Source organism: Pseudomonas sp. (assembly GCF_050739655.1).
Taxonomy (GTDB): Bacteria; Pseudomonadota; Gammaproteobacteria; order Pseudomonadales; family Pseudomonadaceae; genus Aquipseudomonas.
Genome location: NZ_JBOIBY010000175.1, coordinates 55201 through 70869, shown reverse-complemented (window position 1 = coordinate 70869; position 15669 = coordinate 55201). Strand labels below are relative to the sequence as shown.

Sequence of the window (15669 nt, the reverse complement as noted above, 5' to 3'; positions counted from 1 at the left end):
AAACGATGCATCGCCGATGGTAGTGTGGGGTTTCCCCATGTGAGAGTAGGTCATCGTCAAGATTAAATTCCGAAACCCCTATCTGCGTATGCAGGTAGGGGTTTTGTTTTTGCCTGGAGAAAAGTTCATGTCGCCGCTTATACCCTCAGAGCCGGCTCAGCCGGCACTTGGCCAGGGAGCGTTTCTGTGTCGTGGTCGCTGCCTTAACAGGCTTTAGAGTTGACGTCTGGCAGTGCGGAGGCTGGAGATACTCTGAATCGCCATCGACATCAGTTCAACGTTGCGCTGGGCTTCTCGCTCCAACCGACGGCTCGACTGGATGCGGTTGAGATAGCCGTAGATGTATATCTTCAACAAGATCGCGGGGTGATAAGCAGACCGGCCAGTATCGGCTGGAATGGCACCGTGAAAACCCAGATTGACCAGGTCCAGTTCGTCGACGAAGACGTCGACCACGCGCACCGGATTGGTATCGCTAACGTAATCGTCGAGGCTCTCGGGAAGTAAGAGCAACCGCACTGTACTTATGATCGACACAAACCCTGTGGGAGCGAGCCTGCTCGCGAATAGGGCCAGTTCAATTCAGGATCAATCCCAAGCTAGTCGCACTTGGTACTGCTGGATACTTCCTTGCTCGCCTGTTTCAACTGGTTGCCCAGTTCAGCCGCGTTGGTGCTGTTGTAAACCCGGCCACCGGTGTTTTCAGCGATGCAACGTGACGGGCCGCCAACACCGATTTTCACCACGTTGACGCGCAGGCGCGGTTGTTCCCTGGCGATTCGACGGGATACCGCGCAAACGTCCTGCCCGCAACCGTCTTCTCCGTCGACAAACATCACGATAACCGCATCGTTATTGCGCCCGTCGACGGTACTCGCCGCGTGGGCCAGGCTGTCGGCCAGCGGTGTGCCATCGTCGGGGACCAGACCTCGAATCCCGTTGATCAGCCGCGGGCGGTCGCCGAACTTGAACACCCCCCGGTCCGGTGTTCTTTCGCAGCCGGCGAAGGTGATCAGACGTGTGTCGATCTTCGGGTCCAGTCCGTTGATCATGCTGGCCAGCGAGTCCTTGGCGACGTCCATGCGACTGGGTCTGGCGGTGATCCGCATTGTGCGGTTCGGGTCCAGAAGCTTGTTGAGGTCACTACCGAAGAACCAGTCCTCGTCGGCTTTCACTGACTTGATGTTCAAGTTCATCGAACCCGAGGTGTCGAGCACCACCACGAATTGCGGGACCTCCGCGGCCGGCGCATTTTTACGGCATGCGAAGTTGTCCAGCGTCGGGGCCGGTGGTGGGGCAGCCACTACCGGTTTGGGTGGTGGAACCGGTTTGGGGGGCGGGATCGGCTTGGGTTCCGGTGCCGGTTTTGGTGGCGGGACCGGCTTGGGTTCCGGGACCGGTTCTGGTGTGGGTTCTGGTACCGGAGCAGGTTCCGGTTCCACGACAGGTTCGGGAACAGGCTCAACCGGTTTCTCGGTCGGCTTCACTACCGGCGCCACCGGCGCTATAGGCGCTATAGGCGGAACCACGACAATCGGTTCACGGTGCAGGAACCACCAGAGCCAAAGCGCCAGAAGCAGCAACAGCAGCGCGAGCAAAGCCGCCGCGATCCACCAGCCACGACGCGATGGCGGCACGACCGGCACGACAGGCACCACCGGCGGCACAATCGGTCTGGGCGGACGCTGATTCCAGCGCACCACCAATGGCTCACCGTTGAGGCTATAGAGTTTGTCCAGCTCAGGCGTGCCGAGCAGGCTGCGCAGGTCATCCGCTACCGTCGGTTGACCGCGTTTTTGCAGCTCGTCCGCCAGCTGTTCAAGGGATGTCTGCCGTACTTCATAGGTTTCCAGTAAACGTCGCTGTGCGTCTTCGTTGAGGTCGGTATAGGGTGTGGGTTGGCCGCCCAGTTCGGTCCACCATTCCAGCACGTCGCCGCTGCCCATCCGCGGGATGGCAAACAGACTGGCGACGGTCAGCGGAAAGTGTTTCTGGATGAGGGCGACTTTGGCTTGAAGCGCACTCATCCCCTCCGATGTGGCTTGCGCATCCCTGATGACCCGCTGCATGACGACAATTCCTGAAAAAGTGCAGGTATCCGTTGGGATGCCCTGCGGGGTGAAAAGTTACTCTTCGTAGCCGAGGCTGAATTGCAGCTGATTGACCTTCTTCTGCAACGTTTTCAGCTCTTGCTGCTTGGCCGCCAGCGTCGCTGGCGTAGATTTGGTCGTTGGTGCCGCTTGCGAAGCCTTGAGCTGCTTCTCGAGGTCGGCAATCTGCTTCTGTACCTGGGCTTCATTGCCACGCCTCGCCTTGAGCGAGGTCAGCAGTTGCGCCAGCGACTGATTCAGCGCGGCCTGGGATTTCTGCTGGCTGGCTAGATCGGTTTTGGTGCTCAGTTGCTGGGCCTGAATGTTCTCGTACACCTGACGGAACATTGCGTTTTGCTGACGGGACTCGCTCAGAGCCAGTTCCTTCTGCTTGATCTGATCGCTGTAACCACCGGAGTAGTCGCAATTCATCTTGGTCAGCATGCTGCTGTCGCGATTGGTCGCATCGCATTCGCCGGGCTGAGTCGCGCAACCGCTCAGGGCCAGGACGGCAGTGATGACCATCAGTTGTCTTAGCGTCATGTGCTTAACCCAGGGTGATTGCGGAGCGTTGGCTGTACAGAGCGTCGACTTCCTTCTGCAGGGTGACGACTTTCTGGTTCATTTTCTGAATATTCATGTCCACCTGTCTGATCTCCGCGCTGGTACCTTGTGTTCGCTCGGCGTCTGCCACTTTTCTGTACTCGATGACTTTGGTACGCATGTTGGCAAGGTCTTTACGCAGCCGCGCGATGTCCGCATCGATCCCGGCGATTTGCGCCTGAGCCTTCGACTGGTTGACTTTTTTGTTGGCGATGTCCTTTTTGATCTGGGCGATTTGCGCCTGGTCATCATTGATTACTTGCTGAGCGGTCGCAGTTCGCGCGATCACATTCTGCGTGTCTTGTTCGACGTCGCTGTTCATCTTCGCCAAACGGGTGGTGGTGTCAGCGTATTCGGCGCGACGTTGATCCAGGTAATAGTTGGCGCCCATGGCCACGCCACACGCGGTAATACCGGCGGCGATGACGCACACGGTTTTGTTGTTGCTGTTGGACAGCGCGCAAGCGAGGATGCCGACACCGGCGCCGACGGCGCAGGCCTGGTATCCGGACTTGCTGAAGAACTCTGCGTCATTGCCCTGGGTCAGGCGCGGGTCGGCACCGTCGCCTTCGCCTTCGCCGAGCATAGAGCTGCCGGTGTTGGCGCAACCGGTCATTAGCAGGCTGCCGGCGACTACGAAAGCGATCTGTAGCTTGAAGCGAGTCCAAAGGCTGCGCGACATGGTGAAACTCCTGGGTAACGGTGTTGATGCATTGTTATTGAGTGACGGTCTTGCAGCTGGTCAGCCAGGCTTCAGTGTCGATTTTCTGCTTTTGCAGGAACGCCTTCTGATTGGCCCAGTGGGTGCGCAAGTAAGGTTTGAGGTCTTGCAGCTGTTTGTTGCGGGTCATGATTTCATCCATCACCGGGACTTGCGTTTCAAGCAGTGGCTGGCCGTACAAAGTAGCCGATTCCACCAGGCTGCTGGCGTAGTAACGGCTGAGTTTGTGCAGGCGATCCTTTTGCTCCTCAAGCTTGCCTTTACGCATGTCGCAACTGGCATCTTTGTCTGCGCTTTCGCAGTTGAGCTTGTAGTTCTTTTGTAGGAAGTCCACGTACTGGCCGTCGTCGAGCATCTTGGTGCACAGGAACGCACCCAGGTTGAGGCTGGCGCGGATCGCCTGGTCGCGGGTTTCTTCCTGCTGCTGGTTGCTGGCGCGCAGCTGGTTCTCCAGGGCCTGGAGTTTTTCCTTGAGCGCTTTGTCTTCGACACCCGAGGCCAGGCTGTTCAGGGATTGTACGGTGCCTTTGTCGGCGGATTCGGCTTCCTTGCTGCCGGTGCCGAGTTTCTTCCAGCTGTTTTCGATGCTGGCGACCCGCTCGCGAGAGGTTAGGGTCGGTGAGACCAGCACCAGTCGCAGGCCGGTGGTCTTGTTTTTCACCTGGCCTTCGGCGTTGTAATACGGATCTTCCTTGCGCAATGCGGTCCGCAGGTCGGCCTGCGCGGTCAGGTAGTTGCCGCCACGGACAACGTAACCGCCTGCCTGACCGTGCTGGCGGTCGAGTTTGTTCAGGCGAAACGGCTCGAACATCATTTCGTCCACGTTACCGAGCATGTCATGCAGGCCCAGCGGGTTGGGTTTTTGCAGTCCGGTTAATTGCACCTTGCCATTGGACGATTGCGCCCCGGCGAACCACTCGTAGGCGTTGATGCCTTCTGGCATCGGGTAGTGCGTGTCGCGGAATTCCGCGGCACTGACTTCCAGCCCACCGCGCGCGGCGAACTCCCACTCGACTTCGGTCGGCAGTCGCAGGAAACCTTGCGCGCCGTCTTCCTTGGGCAGCTTGTCAGCGGCGTTTTTACGCAGCCACAGGTTGTATTTGTCGGCGGCTTCGATGGCTTGCACCCAGCTCACCGCCGTTTGCGGCACGCGCATTTTGGTGGCGGCAGTGGGGCAGGTTGCTTCGGTCAGCGCGGCGTATTGCAACTGACTCATCTCGTACTTGGCCATCAGGTAGTAGCGGGATTTGTCGTTTTTGGCCCCGGTAAAACTGCCGGCGATAAAGGTCGGACGGGTCTGTTCGACGTAGCCGTATTCCGCACCGTCCTGGCCGATGTTGATCGGGTAGTCGTCGAGCGGACCGGCGACCGGGATGAACACCTTGCGAAACACCATCGAGCCTTCGCAGGGCATCGGCAACACGACGTCGTTTGCCCCGGGCATCGGGTTGTAATACTTCTCTTCCCAGCCCGCCGCCGAGGCGTCTAGCAAGTAGCAGAGGCTCAGGGGCAACAGCAAGCCAAAACGTTTATAGCTCACGCAGACTCTCCGCAGGTTGTATGTTGATGGCTCGCAGGGCGCCGATCACGGCCACCAGTGCAGCGACCAAAAAGGTCAGGAGCAGGGCGGCCAGGCCATGCCAGACAGTGATGTGGCAAACGAAGGTGCCGGTGGCCTGGCTGCTGCCGAGCAGGTAGTCGAACAAATGACTGCCCATGGCATAAAGTACCAGCCCGCCCACGTAGCCGGCCAAACTTAGTAATAGCGCTTGCAGGACCACGAAGCCGCCGACGGCACTGCGTTTGAAACCCAGCAGACGCAGGACCGCCAGGCTTTTGCGTTTACGGTCGATGTTGGCCATGAACGCGCCGACCATGGACGCCACGCAACCGATCAGCGCCGCGATGGCGATCACACTGAAGATCAGCCCCAGCACATGGTTGATGGCTTTGACGTTGTCGATGTCGGCCAGTCGGCTTGAGGTTTCGATGTGTTGCTCGTTGAGCCAGTGCTCCAGCGGCGCGACCTGATCGATGTCGCGCGCATACACGCGGGCGCGGGCATACAGCGGTTGCATATCACCCTGAGGCTTGCCGGTGGCAACTCCGAATGCACTGACCTGATAACCGTCGCGAAAGCGCTCCAGATCCTGCAGCAGCGGCGGGGCGACAAACCCCGCAGCGCGACCGAAACGGGCACCGTCGAGCACGGCCAGTACCGTCAGCGTCATCTCGCCGCGTTCATTGACCCCATCCAGGCGGCGCAAGGCCCGCATCTGCACGCTGTCGCCGGCCTTGGCTTGCAAGCGTTGCGCTGCAGTGGCGCTGAGGATCACTTGATTGCCAACGGGGTTGAGTGGCGCCAGGTTCAGTTGTGGGTCGCCCGGCTCGGTGGCGATGACTTCCGCACCTTCGACAAACCGTTGCATGCCGATCAGCAGGTCAGCCTGGGTATTGAGCGAGCGGGTCTGGCCGAGGGCAAAACCGGTCTCGGGGCGCTGGCGCAAACGCTCGATCCAGGCCGTGTCGTAGTTGCCGTTGCTGAGCATCTTCACTTCAAGGTTGCGTGGGTCGCGCAGCAGTTCGTCCTGCAACTGGCTGACCACCCCGTGTTTGAGCCCGAACAGCAGCAACAACGGAGCGATCACCGCCACCAGGGAGGCGGCGATGCAAAGCGAGACCTTGCGGTCGTGCCAGAGGTCTTGCAGCGCCAGTGAGCCCAGCAGGTGCAAGCGATTAGTCCATCGGTTCAAACAGAGTCTCCCCCTGATGGCTGATAGCCCCGAGTCGCGGCAAGCCGAAATCCTTCAGCAAGGCCCAGTCATGGGATACAACGAGTGCACTCAGGCCCATGCTCGACACCAGGCTCAGCAGCAGCTCGAACAAACGCCGGGCACTGATAGGGTCGAGCGCGGCGGTCGGCTCGTCGGCCAACAGCAGCAGCGGTTCATGGGCAATTGCCCGAACGCAGGCCACGCGCTGGCGTTCGCCAATCGACAAGGCCTGAGGTTGTTTATCCAGCAAGCCTTGCAGGCGCAGCACATCAACGGCGTGGTCGATGTGATCGCTCTTCGCCGTCATTCCGAGTAAACGGCGCGGCAGACTGATGTTGTCACGCACGCTCAGGAACGGCAGCAAGCCGCCGCTCTGTAAAATGAATCCCAGATGCCGTGAACGCACCGCTGCAAGAGCAGGCTGGTCGTCAGTCGCCAGCAGTTGGGCGATATCCTGAGCGTGCGTCGGGCCCAGCCGAAAGCGCTCGAGTTCCAGCGGTGCGAGCAACAGGCCGATGGCTTCTAGCAACGTGCTTTTACCGCTGCCACTCTCGCCGGTGATGGCGAGGATTTCTCCGGCGCCGACCTGCAAGTGCGGCAGTCGCACGTGATGGGCTTGTGCGCCTTCACCACGGCGCACCAGCAGGTTCTTGATATCAAGCATCGGCGTCTCGTTAAGGCATCATTTCCAGTGGCACGGGGTAGACGTTGTCCCGCGCATCACTGTCTTTGGCTAAAGCTACCCAACGGTCGACATCGGCGTTGTAACGCTGGTAATGCCGCAGTTTGGTGTTCAGCGTGCGGATGAATTTTTCTTGGGCCAGACCATCCCAGCTCTTCCAGGTCTCTTCATCCAGGTTCAGCACTTCACTCTGATAGGGCAGGTCTTCGAGGTATTCACCCAGGACGCCCATGTCCGCCAGTTTGGCGTTGGTGTTCTGTTTGAGCTGATTGGGGTCGGCACCCATGGTCGCCGCGACAGAACGCAGGCGAACGAACATTTCCGTGGGGGAAATCAGGCCTTCGTTGGCGGCATCGAGAATCTGCTTCATCACGTCGCTCAAGTCGCTGAGCTGTGACTTGGTCAGCAGCACCCGCACATCGGTGGTCGGGATGTTTTGCTTGATCAGGTCGCGGTCGGTGATCCACGCCTTGAACACTGGCGGGGCCTTGCTGTTGGTCTTTTCGCCAAGATAGGCGAGTTGCATGGCGTGGCCGATCAGCGCCGCGTCTTCGAGCATTTTCTTCTCGGCCGGGTCCTGCTTGGCGTTCGCCGCGCTGCCGATCGCATCTTCGCCCATGTAGGCGGCTTTCACTTGTGCAGTGATCGCCCCGGCCAAGGCGTCAACCTTGCGCCCGAATTCCTGCACATCGCCAGCGTTCACCGGGTAGTACAGCGAAGTGTTGGTGCCCGGGTAGGTCGACAGGTTCTTGTACTGCGCCTCGGCCTTGGCGTGGTCCTTGGCCCCGGCCGGGGTTTTCAAGTGCAAGGTGTAAATCGCCACGCCTGGGTTGGCGGCTTCGATACGCACCTGTGCGGCGCTCAAACCGGTCTTCGACAGCTTGTCGTCGCCTTCGATGGCGCCCGCATCGGTGATCAGCACCACGTAGCGCGCGCCGAACTGGCTCCAGTCAACCTTGTCGATGCTCTCCATGACGCCCGCAAACGAGTCTTCATCGAAGCTGCTGCTCGACACGGTGGCTTGTTTGAGGTCGGCGATCTTGGCGAAAAAGTCGGCGCTGTCTTTCACCTGCGTCGGGTCAGCGTACATCTTGGTGGTGTATTCCAGCCCCGGCACCGCCTGGGTGTTGGAGCGGAAAGCCACCAGGCCGAACTTGACTTGCTTGCCGAGATTCTGCGCTTCGATCTTCTGGTAAACCTTGCGGATCGCCTCGCGGGTGCGGTCGATGTAGGGGTCCATCGAGATCGTCGAGTCGATGACAAACACCACGGCCGCACTGAATTCCTTCAGCTGGTTGGCCTTTTTATCTTCGGCTTCCTTACCACCGGCAGCGCTGTTTGCAGCACCACCCTTGGCATTCTTGTCATCCGGCTTGCTGACGGAGGCGACGTTGAGCAGGCGCGTGCGGAAACCGCTTTCGGTCATGACTTCTTCGCCACTGAGCACCGGCAGCAGGTAGAACTGCTTTTGCAGGTCGACGAAGTATTCCGGTTCTTCAGCCAGAATGCCTGGTGCTTGCTGGCCCTTTTTCAGCGCGGCCCGCAGCGGCGCGACTTTGCTGACCGGGTCCGGCGCATCAAGGATGCCTTCGACGGTGGCGCGGTCCTTGAAGAACAGCAGCCGGTCGCGGTTGGCCGGGTTGGTGAAGGCCAGCGTCAGTTGCATCTTCCAGTCGGTGGTACAGCTGGCAGGCAGCCAACCAATGGTTTTGCCGTAGCTGTCGGGGCCGACTTTCAGCCACTCGGCGTTGTTTGCCTGGGCGCGCTCGTACACATATAAGCGGCTAAAGACCGGTTGTGCGTCACCTTCGGTACCGCCCGCTGTCGGGCTGATCTTGCAGCCGGGCGTGGTCAGCACACGTTGGAACAGGGTCTTTTTACCGGCCTGGATCAGCGGTTTGTCTGCAGCCTGGGACAGCGGGCTGATGCACAACGCGAGCAAGGCGGCACCGCTCAGCAGGAATCGACTCAGGGGCGAACGCATCACTTCTGCAACTCCTCGAAGCGCTGCTTGGCTTCGGCGTTGTTCGGGTCCTGGGTGAGGATGGTTTCATACCAGTAGGCGGCGGTGGCGTTGTCCGCAGCCGGGAAGCATTCGCTGGCCTTCAGGTATTTAGGGTCGTATTCGCGGGCATAAGCGTTGGCGATCAATGCGTCACCGGCTTGGGCACGGTTGGCGTACAGACGTTGGGCGACGCCGCAGTGTTTGCCGGCCTTAGCCTGGTTGATAATCTCCAGCAACTTGGCGCTGTCGGGTGCCGCCTTGATGCAGGTCTGGACGAAGGTCAGCTCGGGCAGGCTGTTCATGCTTTCGAGAGTGCAGGCTTGAGCGTCGGCGCCGGCTGGTGCGGCGGCAGAGGCTGTGGCCACCGAGGCAGGCGTCGGGGTGCGCTTGTAGAACCAGAATCCGGCACCCGCTGCCAGCAACAACACGACAATCAACAGGCCAACCAGACCTTTGTTGCTTTTTTTCATCGGTGGGGGAGGCGGCGTGTAGGCGGGCTCGGTGAGCACCGACTCCAACTCCACTTCGGGCTCGGCGGTGGACAAGACCAGTTCAGGCATGTCCGGGATCTCCGGGATTTCCGGCGCCGGTACGCTCGGCGCCGTCAGTTCAGCGCCGCCGTAGGTCGAGCGCGTCTGGCCGCCGGCCGTGGACGGCAGCAAGCCAACGCCTGGTCGCACCACGCCTTTGTCGGCGTAGCTTTGGCTCTGTTCGCGCAGTTCGATCTGGAATTGCGAGTTGGCGCCACCTTCCAGCAGCGGGTCGACCACCTCACGGCCGACCTGCGTTTCAAAAGCTTCGCCATTGGCAGTGAGGTTGAAACGCGAGACCTTGAACCAGAATGGGTTGCTGCTCCAGGCCTTGTGGTCCTGAAGGTAAAAACCGTCCTGGTTGCGTTGAATGGAAAACTCCAGCTGTTCCCCGCCACCCTGCCATTTCTTTACGGTGAGGCGGGCCTGGCCAGGCACATTGGGCTCTAACGGGAGCAGGTCGACACGAATTGGCATTGCTTATCTCGCTGCGAAGGCTGTGAGCACTTGGCCCAGCCGTTCGTTCTGTTCAGGGGTGATTTCGCGTCCGGCACCATGGCCGGCATTGTCTTGTGTGATGTAGGCCAGGCTCGAGAGCCAGTCGCCGAGATATAGCTGTGCCTGATTGGCCGGTTGCGCCGGCAGCACGGGCACTTGTCCCGGGCCAATGTCGGCGTAGAACGAAAATAAAGGTGCCTTGGCTCCGGCTCGGCTGTTCGGGCGCTCGCTCACCGGCTTCTGGAGGTAGCCGAGCCAGGACACGAAATCGCGCAGCACCCGTTGCACTTCCAGTACCTGGCGCTCGACCAGTTGATCGCGCCGTGCACCACTTTGTGCACGCTTGAGGACGGCGCGGCTCAGTTGCCCCGGCAAGTCCTGGCGATAGCCGGCGGTGATCAGTTCATCGACCACCGCTTCCAGCAAGGCCTTTTCCAGCCCCAGCAGGTTGAGCAGGCTTTGCCGGGTGGTCAGTTCACGCAGGTGTGCGATCCAGGCCTTGAAGGCCGCTTTGGCAAAACGGTGCTCGTTGCTTTGCAGCTCGGGTGCCGGGGTGCCGGTTTTGCTGCTGACCGGCGCGTCGTGACTCAGGTCGTCACTGAAATCGAAATTGAAACCGGCGTCGTTGCCGTACAGGCTCTGGCTCGGGGCGGTCGGCTCGTCGTTCACGGCCGGCTCGTCATCGGTTTCGTACACGCCGCTGAGATACAGGTCGCGGACCTCTTCGCTCGGCATGTCGAGTTGATCGATTAACTCACCGAGCACAGCCGGACGACGGCCCAGCCCCGTCAGAATCATTTGCGCCTTGGCTTTCTTGGCGGCTGCGGCGCCGTCGTCGTCAGCGTGGTACCAGGTGCTCAGGCCGTGAGTGGTCAGGCCTTCGAGGCATTCGCTCAATTGCTCGCGGATGCGCTGCAATTTGAATTCGATATTGGCCACGCTTTTGAAACTGCCGCTGAAGTGGCTGATGCCACCGTCATCGTTGCGCAGCATTTCTGCCCAGGCGTTGGCCGGGTTCTTGACGTGTTTGCACACCAGGGCGTTGCTGGTGAAGCTGGCGCCCAGCGCGCTGACACGCTCCTGATAGATGGCATTGAGGCCGGTTTCCGCACCGTTCGCGTCTTGTCCGATGAACGCCGCGTCCATGCGCGGTTTGCGCACCAGGTAGGTGTTCTGGAATGGTGTGCCGGCCCAGTCGTTCATCCAGCTCAAGCTGCCGAAGCGCTCCAGCATGGTCAGCTTGACCATGCCGTTCCAGCTCTCGTCGTACTGATCCGGGGTCAGGCTCAGGGAGTTGGTAATGCGCAGGTCGAGCATGGTCAGCGCCCATATCAGACCGGTATCGCGCTTGCTGCGAGCAGCCGAGTCCGCGCCCTGGGTCTTTTCGATCCAGCGGGTGAGCACCGGGCCCACGTCGTTGACGTCACTCTGCTTGGTCGAGCCGGTGCAGACCACCAGCGCGTTCATTTCCTGGTTGTCGGTGTAGCGTTCGAACAGGTAGGCGACCTTGCCGCGCAGGATCAACTGGGAAACGGAGTTGTCCTTGGCGGTGGATTGCGGGTCATTGGAATCGGCGATCTCGTGCAGTTTCTGGCGCCCGCGATAACCGGGGAAATCCAGCAGGTCGACCTGATTGACGATGTCATCCACCGGCGCTTCGATCAGGCGGAAAGTCATTTCGGCGGTCAATGCAGCCAGTTGCGCGACCGCAATCGCCTGACTGCTTTGCAGGCGATCGCCAACCAGCGGTCGAACATCGATCGGCAAGTCCAGCGGGCTGCCGAAGCGTTCGAGGATGTCGACGTTCATGATGCTGTCGCGCTGGCTGTAGGTGTCGTTTTCGAAACTCACCAAGGCCTTCAACGGTGCGAACACGATCTCGGGCAGGCCCAGCTTGTGCAGCGCGCCGGCAAGTTGCTGGTACACGCGCGTCAACTCGCTTTGCTCGCCCCAGAGGATCGAAAACAGCTCGGCCCGTTCCTGGAAACTCAGGCGTGGCGCCAGTTGCAACGCCTTGGGCCAGTACAGATGCTCAAGCTTCTTCACCGAGTTGCGGAAGTTGTCACGCAGGTAATCCCACAGCGACACCAGATCGTCGGCATTGACCCCCGTTTGCAGCGGCCCGGTTTCGCGGCCTTCGAAAGGTTTGAGTACGCGCTGGATGCGTTCCTCATCGATCTCGTAGGAAATCCGCTCAAGGTCGAAATCCTTGAACCAGGCGTTGGCGAGAATCTTCGCCAGCTCGATTTCCTTGAACAGCGTGAGTTCTACCGGGAAGTCCTTGTCCTGACTTTCTGTCGCCCGACGGCTGAAGCGCGTTACCAGGCCGGTGGCTTCCTTGCCACCACCCACCGGGTTGATGTGCTTGATGAAGTCCAGGCGATGGTTGCCGAACTCGGTTTCCAGTTTGCCGTTCTGACCGGCGGCGAGGGCCGAAATCAGGTAGGACTTGCCGGCCTGGGACAAGCCGAAAAAGCCAATGGTCATCGGCGTGCAGGCCACGCGACCGAGGCTTTGAGCCAGGTTGCGGGCGCGATGCAGGCGGATGTTCAGGTTGTCGGCTTCGCTGTCCAGACGCGGCGCATTGCCGCGCGTCTGGCCAATCCAGTCCAGCGCCTGAGCGGCGCCTTCATAAACTGCGGCCCAACTGGCAGAGAGCTGAGTTTGATCGGGGGTCAGGTCTTTCATTTACGTTTCACGCTCCCACTGTCGAGCCAGTACTTGCTCTCGCTCAGGCCGGCGTCGAGCATGGTGTTGAGTTCCAACTCGAGGTCGCTGCGCGGGTTGAAGTTGACGTTGTTGCAGTTAGATTCGATGTCGCGGACAGAGAGGCGGTCGCTGACCAGATCCTGCTTACGCGTGTATTTGTCTGCCGGTTTGACCTCAAACCGCACCTTGAGCAACGGCGCGGCGCCGTTTTCACCGATCGCCCGGGAAAACTTCTCCCGCCCCGCCTTGGTGAACCGCAAGGTGTACAGCGGTGAGGCGGCCCAGCGGTCGGCGGCCAATTGGCGGAAACCGAGGCGCAGATCGCCGCGCATTTCCAGTTGTGGCGTGTCGGCGGCATCGCCGACGCCAATTTCCGGCAGCTTGATTTTGTAGTCTTCGGACTGGATGTCGCGGTACAGCACGTCGGCATCCTTGATCACGTTGTTCAGGTCGATGACACCAATATGCTTGACCGTCGAATACGGTTTGAGTGCCGAAGCACGGAAGTAGAAGTTCGGCACGCTGTGGTTGGCGCACAACAGGCAGAGCATGGCGCCGACCGACGCGGTGCTTTTCGGGTCGTCGATCCGGCCGTTCTTGTGGAAGGGATACCAGCCGCCGGTGCGGTAGTTTTGCAGCGCCAGGATACGTCCCGGTGGCAGCGGCAACACCTTGCGAATGAACGCCTGGATGCCGGGCAGGCGCGAAGGGCGGCCGGTCAGCAACAAGACATCGCACGGATAATGCGCGACCACTTCACACAGCGCACCAAGGATCTTGGTGATGTTGATCTGGTCGTTGAGGAACGCGGCGTGGAGCTTTTGCAGGTCGAAGCTGATCGGAGCGGCATACAGGTCGAAACCGCTCTGACCGCCGACATCGCGACGCACGGCGGCGTTGACGTAGTCGAGCACGGTCTGGCTGATCCCGTTGTCACCGAGCAATTGGCGGTAACTTTGCGGGGTGACTTCTTGCGGGACCTGCGGATCGTAATGCTCGTACGCCTTGAGCAGCGCCAGGCCCAGCGGGGCGAACACCTGGAGGTTCAATTGTTGACGCAGGATCATGTCCTGGGCGCTGACCGATTCATCGCCACACAACCGTGACATCAGCGAATCCGGGGCTTTCACGCCGGCGTTCTGCAGGGCTTTTTCGAAACTCGGCAGGATGAAGTCCTGAATCACGTCCAGCAGGATGTCGTCGCCGGCCACTTTGAAACCATCGCGAAAACGCTGTTCGGGCACGATGTGCACGTTGCTGCCGCTGCCGGTATTACCCGCGCGGTCGAGGCGATAGTCGGTGATCACAAGGTCCGTGGTGCCGCCGCCGATGTCGATGGTCGCGAGGGTGATGCGTTGGCGGTCGGTCTTGTCCGGCCGGGCGATGGTGTCAAAAAACTCTTCCGGATGGCCGGCGAAATTCTCGTTGACCTCGGTATACAGGTACACCAACTGGCCGCAGGACGCTTCGTCCCATTCCACGCGGATACTCGGGATCGGCGTGCGCGGGCTGACGGCCTGATCCTGATGCGGGTCTTCCTCGCCGGCATGCCAGCCGAGGCTTTTCCACACCAGGCCGATGGCTTGCAGCATGCGTTCGTTGAGGATGCTGCGCTCGGCCTGGGGCATGCCTGGCGGCACGGTCAGGGTGATGCTGTTGAGCTGGCGCGGCACGCGGGTGTGACCCTGGCGTGAACGCTGGGCCGGGCTGTTGATTTGCGACAGCGCCTGGGCCAGCACCTCGGCGAGCATGAAGGTCATTAGCGAGCTGCGCGAATAACGCGGCATGAACACCGGCAGACGATCGTCTTCTTCGAGGCTGTAGAGCGCCTCGCCGGTTTCGTTGATCAGGTGCGAGAACGGCGCGGCGGTGGCGTATGGTTCGTTATCGGTCTTGATGTACGAGCAGTTGAAACGCCAGCCATGGCCATAGGCGTTTTCGTCCCACAGATAGCGTTTCGGGCTGGACAGGCCAGTGGAGCCTTCGGTGCCGCGGCGACGGCTGGCCAGACGGCTGGCCTCATTGCCGACACGGGCAATCGTCGCCCACTGGAACGCATCGTGACGGCCGCTCTTGACCGAGCAGTGGTCCTTGCCAAAGTACGCCTGGGCGAATTCCACGCGGCTTTCGAACGGCAGGTTGTAGGTGTGTTCGGGGGTGATCAGGTCACGCAGTTCCAGCACGTAGTTCTGTTTCAGCCCGGAGCCGGCCTGACCGTGGTTTTCGATCAGGATGCCGCAGGTGCGCGAGTTGCCGACGTCCAGCACCAGGTCCACCGGAATCGGCTTGACCAGGCCATTGCTGTCGTTGGCGACCACTTTCAGCTCCGGGATTTCAACTTTCGCCCGGGCTTTCGATTGCTGGGCCGCCGACGGTTTGCTCAACAGGCTGAGCAAGTTGAGGTAGTGCGCCAAGTGATAGTTGGCGCGGATATCGATGTCCAGCTCTGCGCGCGAACGGTGGGCATTGCCCTCGTTGAACACTTCGAGCAGCCACTCGTTGACCCATGGCTGCGCTAGGAACCAGCGGGTTTCGCTGGCCTTGGTCGCCAGTTTGAAGGACACGCCGGAGCTGATGTCTTCTTCGTTTGGCGCCAGATAAGCAGTGCCGTCACGCTTGGGCATCACACGGCTGTCGAACGCCATCGTCAGGCGGTGGGTGTTGCCGTCGATGTCGGGAGTCGCCAGTTTCACCAGACGCATGCGCGACCAGTTGGTCGGGCCTTCGTCGAAGCGATGCGGCGGCATGAAGCGGAAAAACGGGGTCGGCAGCCAGATACCGTCGAGCAAATCGAGGCTGCTTTTCATGTCGACGCTGAACGCAGGTTTGGCTTTTTCGACCTTTTCCGGTTCGGGCTCGTAGAAAAAGAAGTCTTTCTCTTCGTTATACGCCAGGCGGCAGATCAGCCCGCTGATCATCGGCGCGAATTCGCCCGCCGGTTCCTTGCGGGGATCCAGGCGCAGGGCGAAATCCATGAACTGGATGCCGGTGTCGCTGACCAGCGTGACGGTGTCTTCGAATTGAGTGACTTCAGGCAACATGTCAGGTTATTCCGTT

General features: G+C 60.4%; 10 protein-coding genes and 1 pseudogene. All 11 read right to left on the bottom strand.

Features of this window, described 5'->3' with window-relative positions; translation table 11 throughout:
* Window positions 1–231: 231 nt before the first annotated feature.
* A pseudogene (locus ACRESJ_RS08545) lies at window positions 232–537 on the bottom strand (transposase); the annotation flags it as partial.
* 62 nt (window positions 538–599) lie between these two features.
* On the bottom strand, window positions 600–2069 hold the full coding sequence (locus ACRESJ_RS08540; protein ID WP_431757520.1) for a vWA domain-containing protein: 1470 nt from the start codon (window positions 2067–2069) through the stop codon (window positions 600–602).
* Between the two features lie 57 nt (window positions 2070–2126).
* A complete protein-coding gene (locus ACRESJ_RS08535; protein ID WP_431757519.1) occupies window positions 2127–2633 on the bottom strand; it encodes a hypothetical protein in 507 nt (168 codons plus the stop codon).
* A gap of 4 nt (window positions 2634–2637) precedes the next feature.
* A complete protein-coding gene (locus ACRESJ_RS08530) occupies window positions 2638–3375 on the bottom strand; it encodes a hypothetical protein (RefSeq protein WP_431757518.1) in 738 nt (245 codons plus the stop codon).
* Window positions 3376–3409: 34 nt separating this feature from the next.
* The gene (locus tag ACRESJ_RS08525; RefSeq protein WP_431757517.1) at window positions 3410–4954 is read right to left on the bottom strand and encodes an SUMF1/EgtB/PvdO family nonheme iron enzyme; all 1545 of its coding nucleotides are present in this window, start codon (window positions 4952–4954) and stop codon (window positions 3410–3412) included.
* Entirely contained in the window at window positions 4944–6167 is a 1224-nt protein-coding gene (locus ACRESJ_RS08520) for an ABC transporter permease (RefSeq protein WP_431757516.1), read from the bottom strand. Before ACRESJ_RS08520 ends, ACRESJ_RS08525 begins: the two co-directional genes overlap by 11 nt.
* Complete coding sequence (locus tag ACRESJ_RS08515) at window positions 6151–6852, bottom strand: ABC transporter ATP-binding protein (protein ID WP_431757515.1); 702 nt, start codon at window positions 6850–6852, stop codon at window positions 6151–6153. The genes ACRESJ_RS08520 and ACRESJ_RS08515 overlap by 17 nt, the downstream gene beginning before the upstream one ends.
* 10 nt (window positions 6853–6862) lie before the next feature.
* Window positions 6863–8854: a vWA domain-containing protein gene (locus ACRESJ_RS08510; protein WP_431757514.1), complete on the bottom strand. Its 1992-nt coding sequence runs from the start codon at window positions 8852–8854 to the stop codon at window positions 6863–6865.
* Window positions 8854–9882 carry a hypothetical protein gene (locus ACRESJ_RS08505; RefSeq protein WP_431757513.1) on the bottom strand — a complete coding sequence of 343 codons (1029 nt, stop codon included), beginning with the start codon at window positions 9880–9882 and terminating at the stop codon, window positions 8854–8856. The genes ACRESJ_RS08510 and ACRESJ_RS08505 overlap by 1 nt, the downstream gene beginning before the upstream one ends.
* A gap of 3 nt (window positions 9883–9885) precedes the next feature.
* Window positions 9886–12591 (bottom strand): putative virulence factor, encoded by a 2706-nt coding sequence (locus ACRESJ_RS08500; protein ID WP_431757512.1) that lies wholly within the window; start codon window positions 12589–12591, stop codon window positions 9886–9888.
* The gene (locus tag ACRESJ_RS08495) at window positions 12588–15653 is read right to left on the bottom strand and encodes a virulence factor SrfB (protein WP_431757511.1); all 3066 of its coding nucleotides are present in this window, start codon (window positions 15651–15653) and stop codon (window positions 12588–12590) included. The genes ACRESJ_RS08500 and ACRESJ_RS08495 overlap by 4 nt, the downstream gene beginning before the upstream one ends.
* Window positions 15654–15669: the final 16 nt, after the last annotated feature.

What these genes read in the sequence shown, in the direction of transcription:
- ACRESJ_RS08540 (WP_431757520.1), bottom strand. Translation starts at nt 2,069, where the DNA reads ATGCAGCGGGTCATCAGGGATGCGCAAGCCACATCGGAGGGGATGAGT.
- ACRESJ_RS08500 (WP_431757512.1), bottom strand. Translation starts at nt 12,591, where the DNA reads ATGAAAGACCTGACCCCCGATCAAACTCAGCTCTCTGCCAGTTGGGCC.
- ACRESJ_RS08510 (WP_431757514.1), bottom strand. Translation starts at nt 8,854, where the DNA reads ATGCGTTCGCCCCTGAGTCGATTCCTGCTGAGCGGTGCCGCCTTGCTC.
- ACRESJ_RS08495 (WP_431757511.1), bottom strand. Translation starts at nt 15,653, where the DNA reads ATGTTGCCTGAAGTCACTCAATTCGAAGACACCGTCACGCTGGTCAGC.
- ACRESJ_RS08530 (WP_431757518.1), bottom strand. Translation starts at nt 3,375, where the DNA reads ATGTCGCGCAGCCTTTGGACTCGCTTCAAGCTACAGATCGCTTTCGTA.
- ACRESJ_RS08535 (WP_431757519.1), bottom strand. Translation starts at nt 2,633, where the DNA reads ATGACGCTAAGACAACTGATGGTCATCACTGCCGTCCTGGCCCTGAGC.
- ACRESJ_RS08505 (WP_431757513.1), bottom strand. Translation starts at nt 9,882, where the DNA reads ATGCCAATTCGTGTCGACCTGCTCCCGTTAGAGCCCAATGTGCCTGGC.
- ACRESJ_RS08515 (WP_431757515.1), bottom strand. Translation starts at nt 6,852, where the DNA reads ATGCTTGATATCAAGAACCTGCTGGTGCGCCGTGGTGAAGGCGCACAA.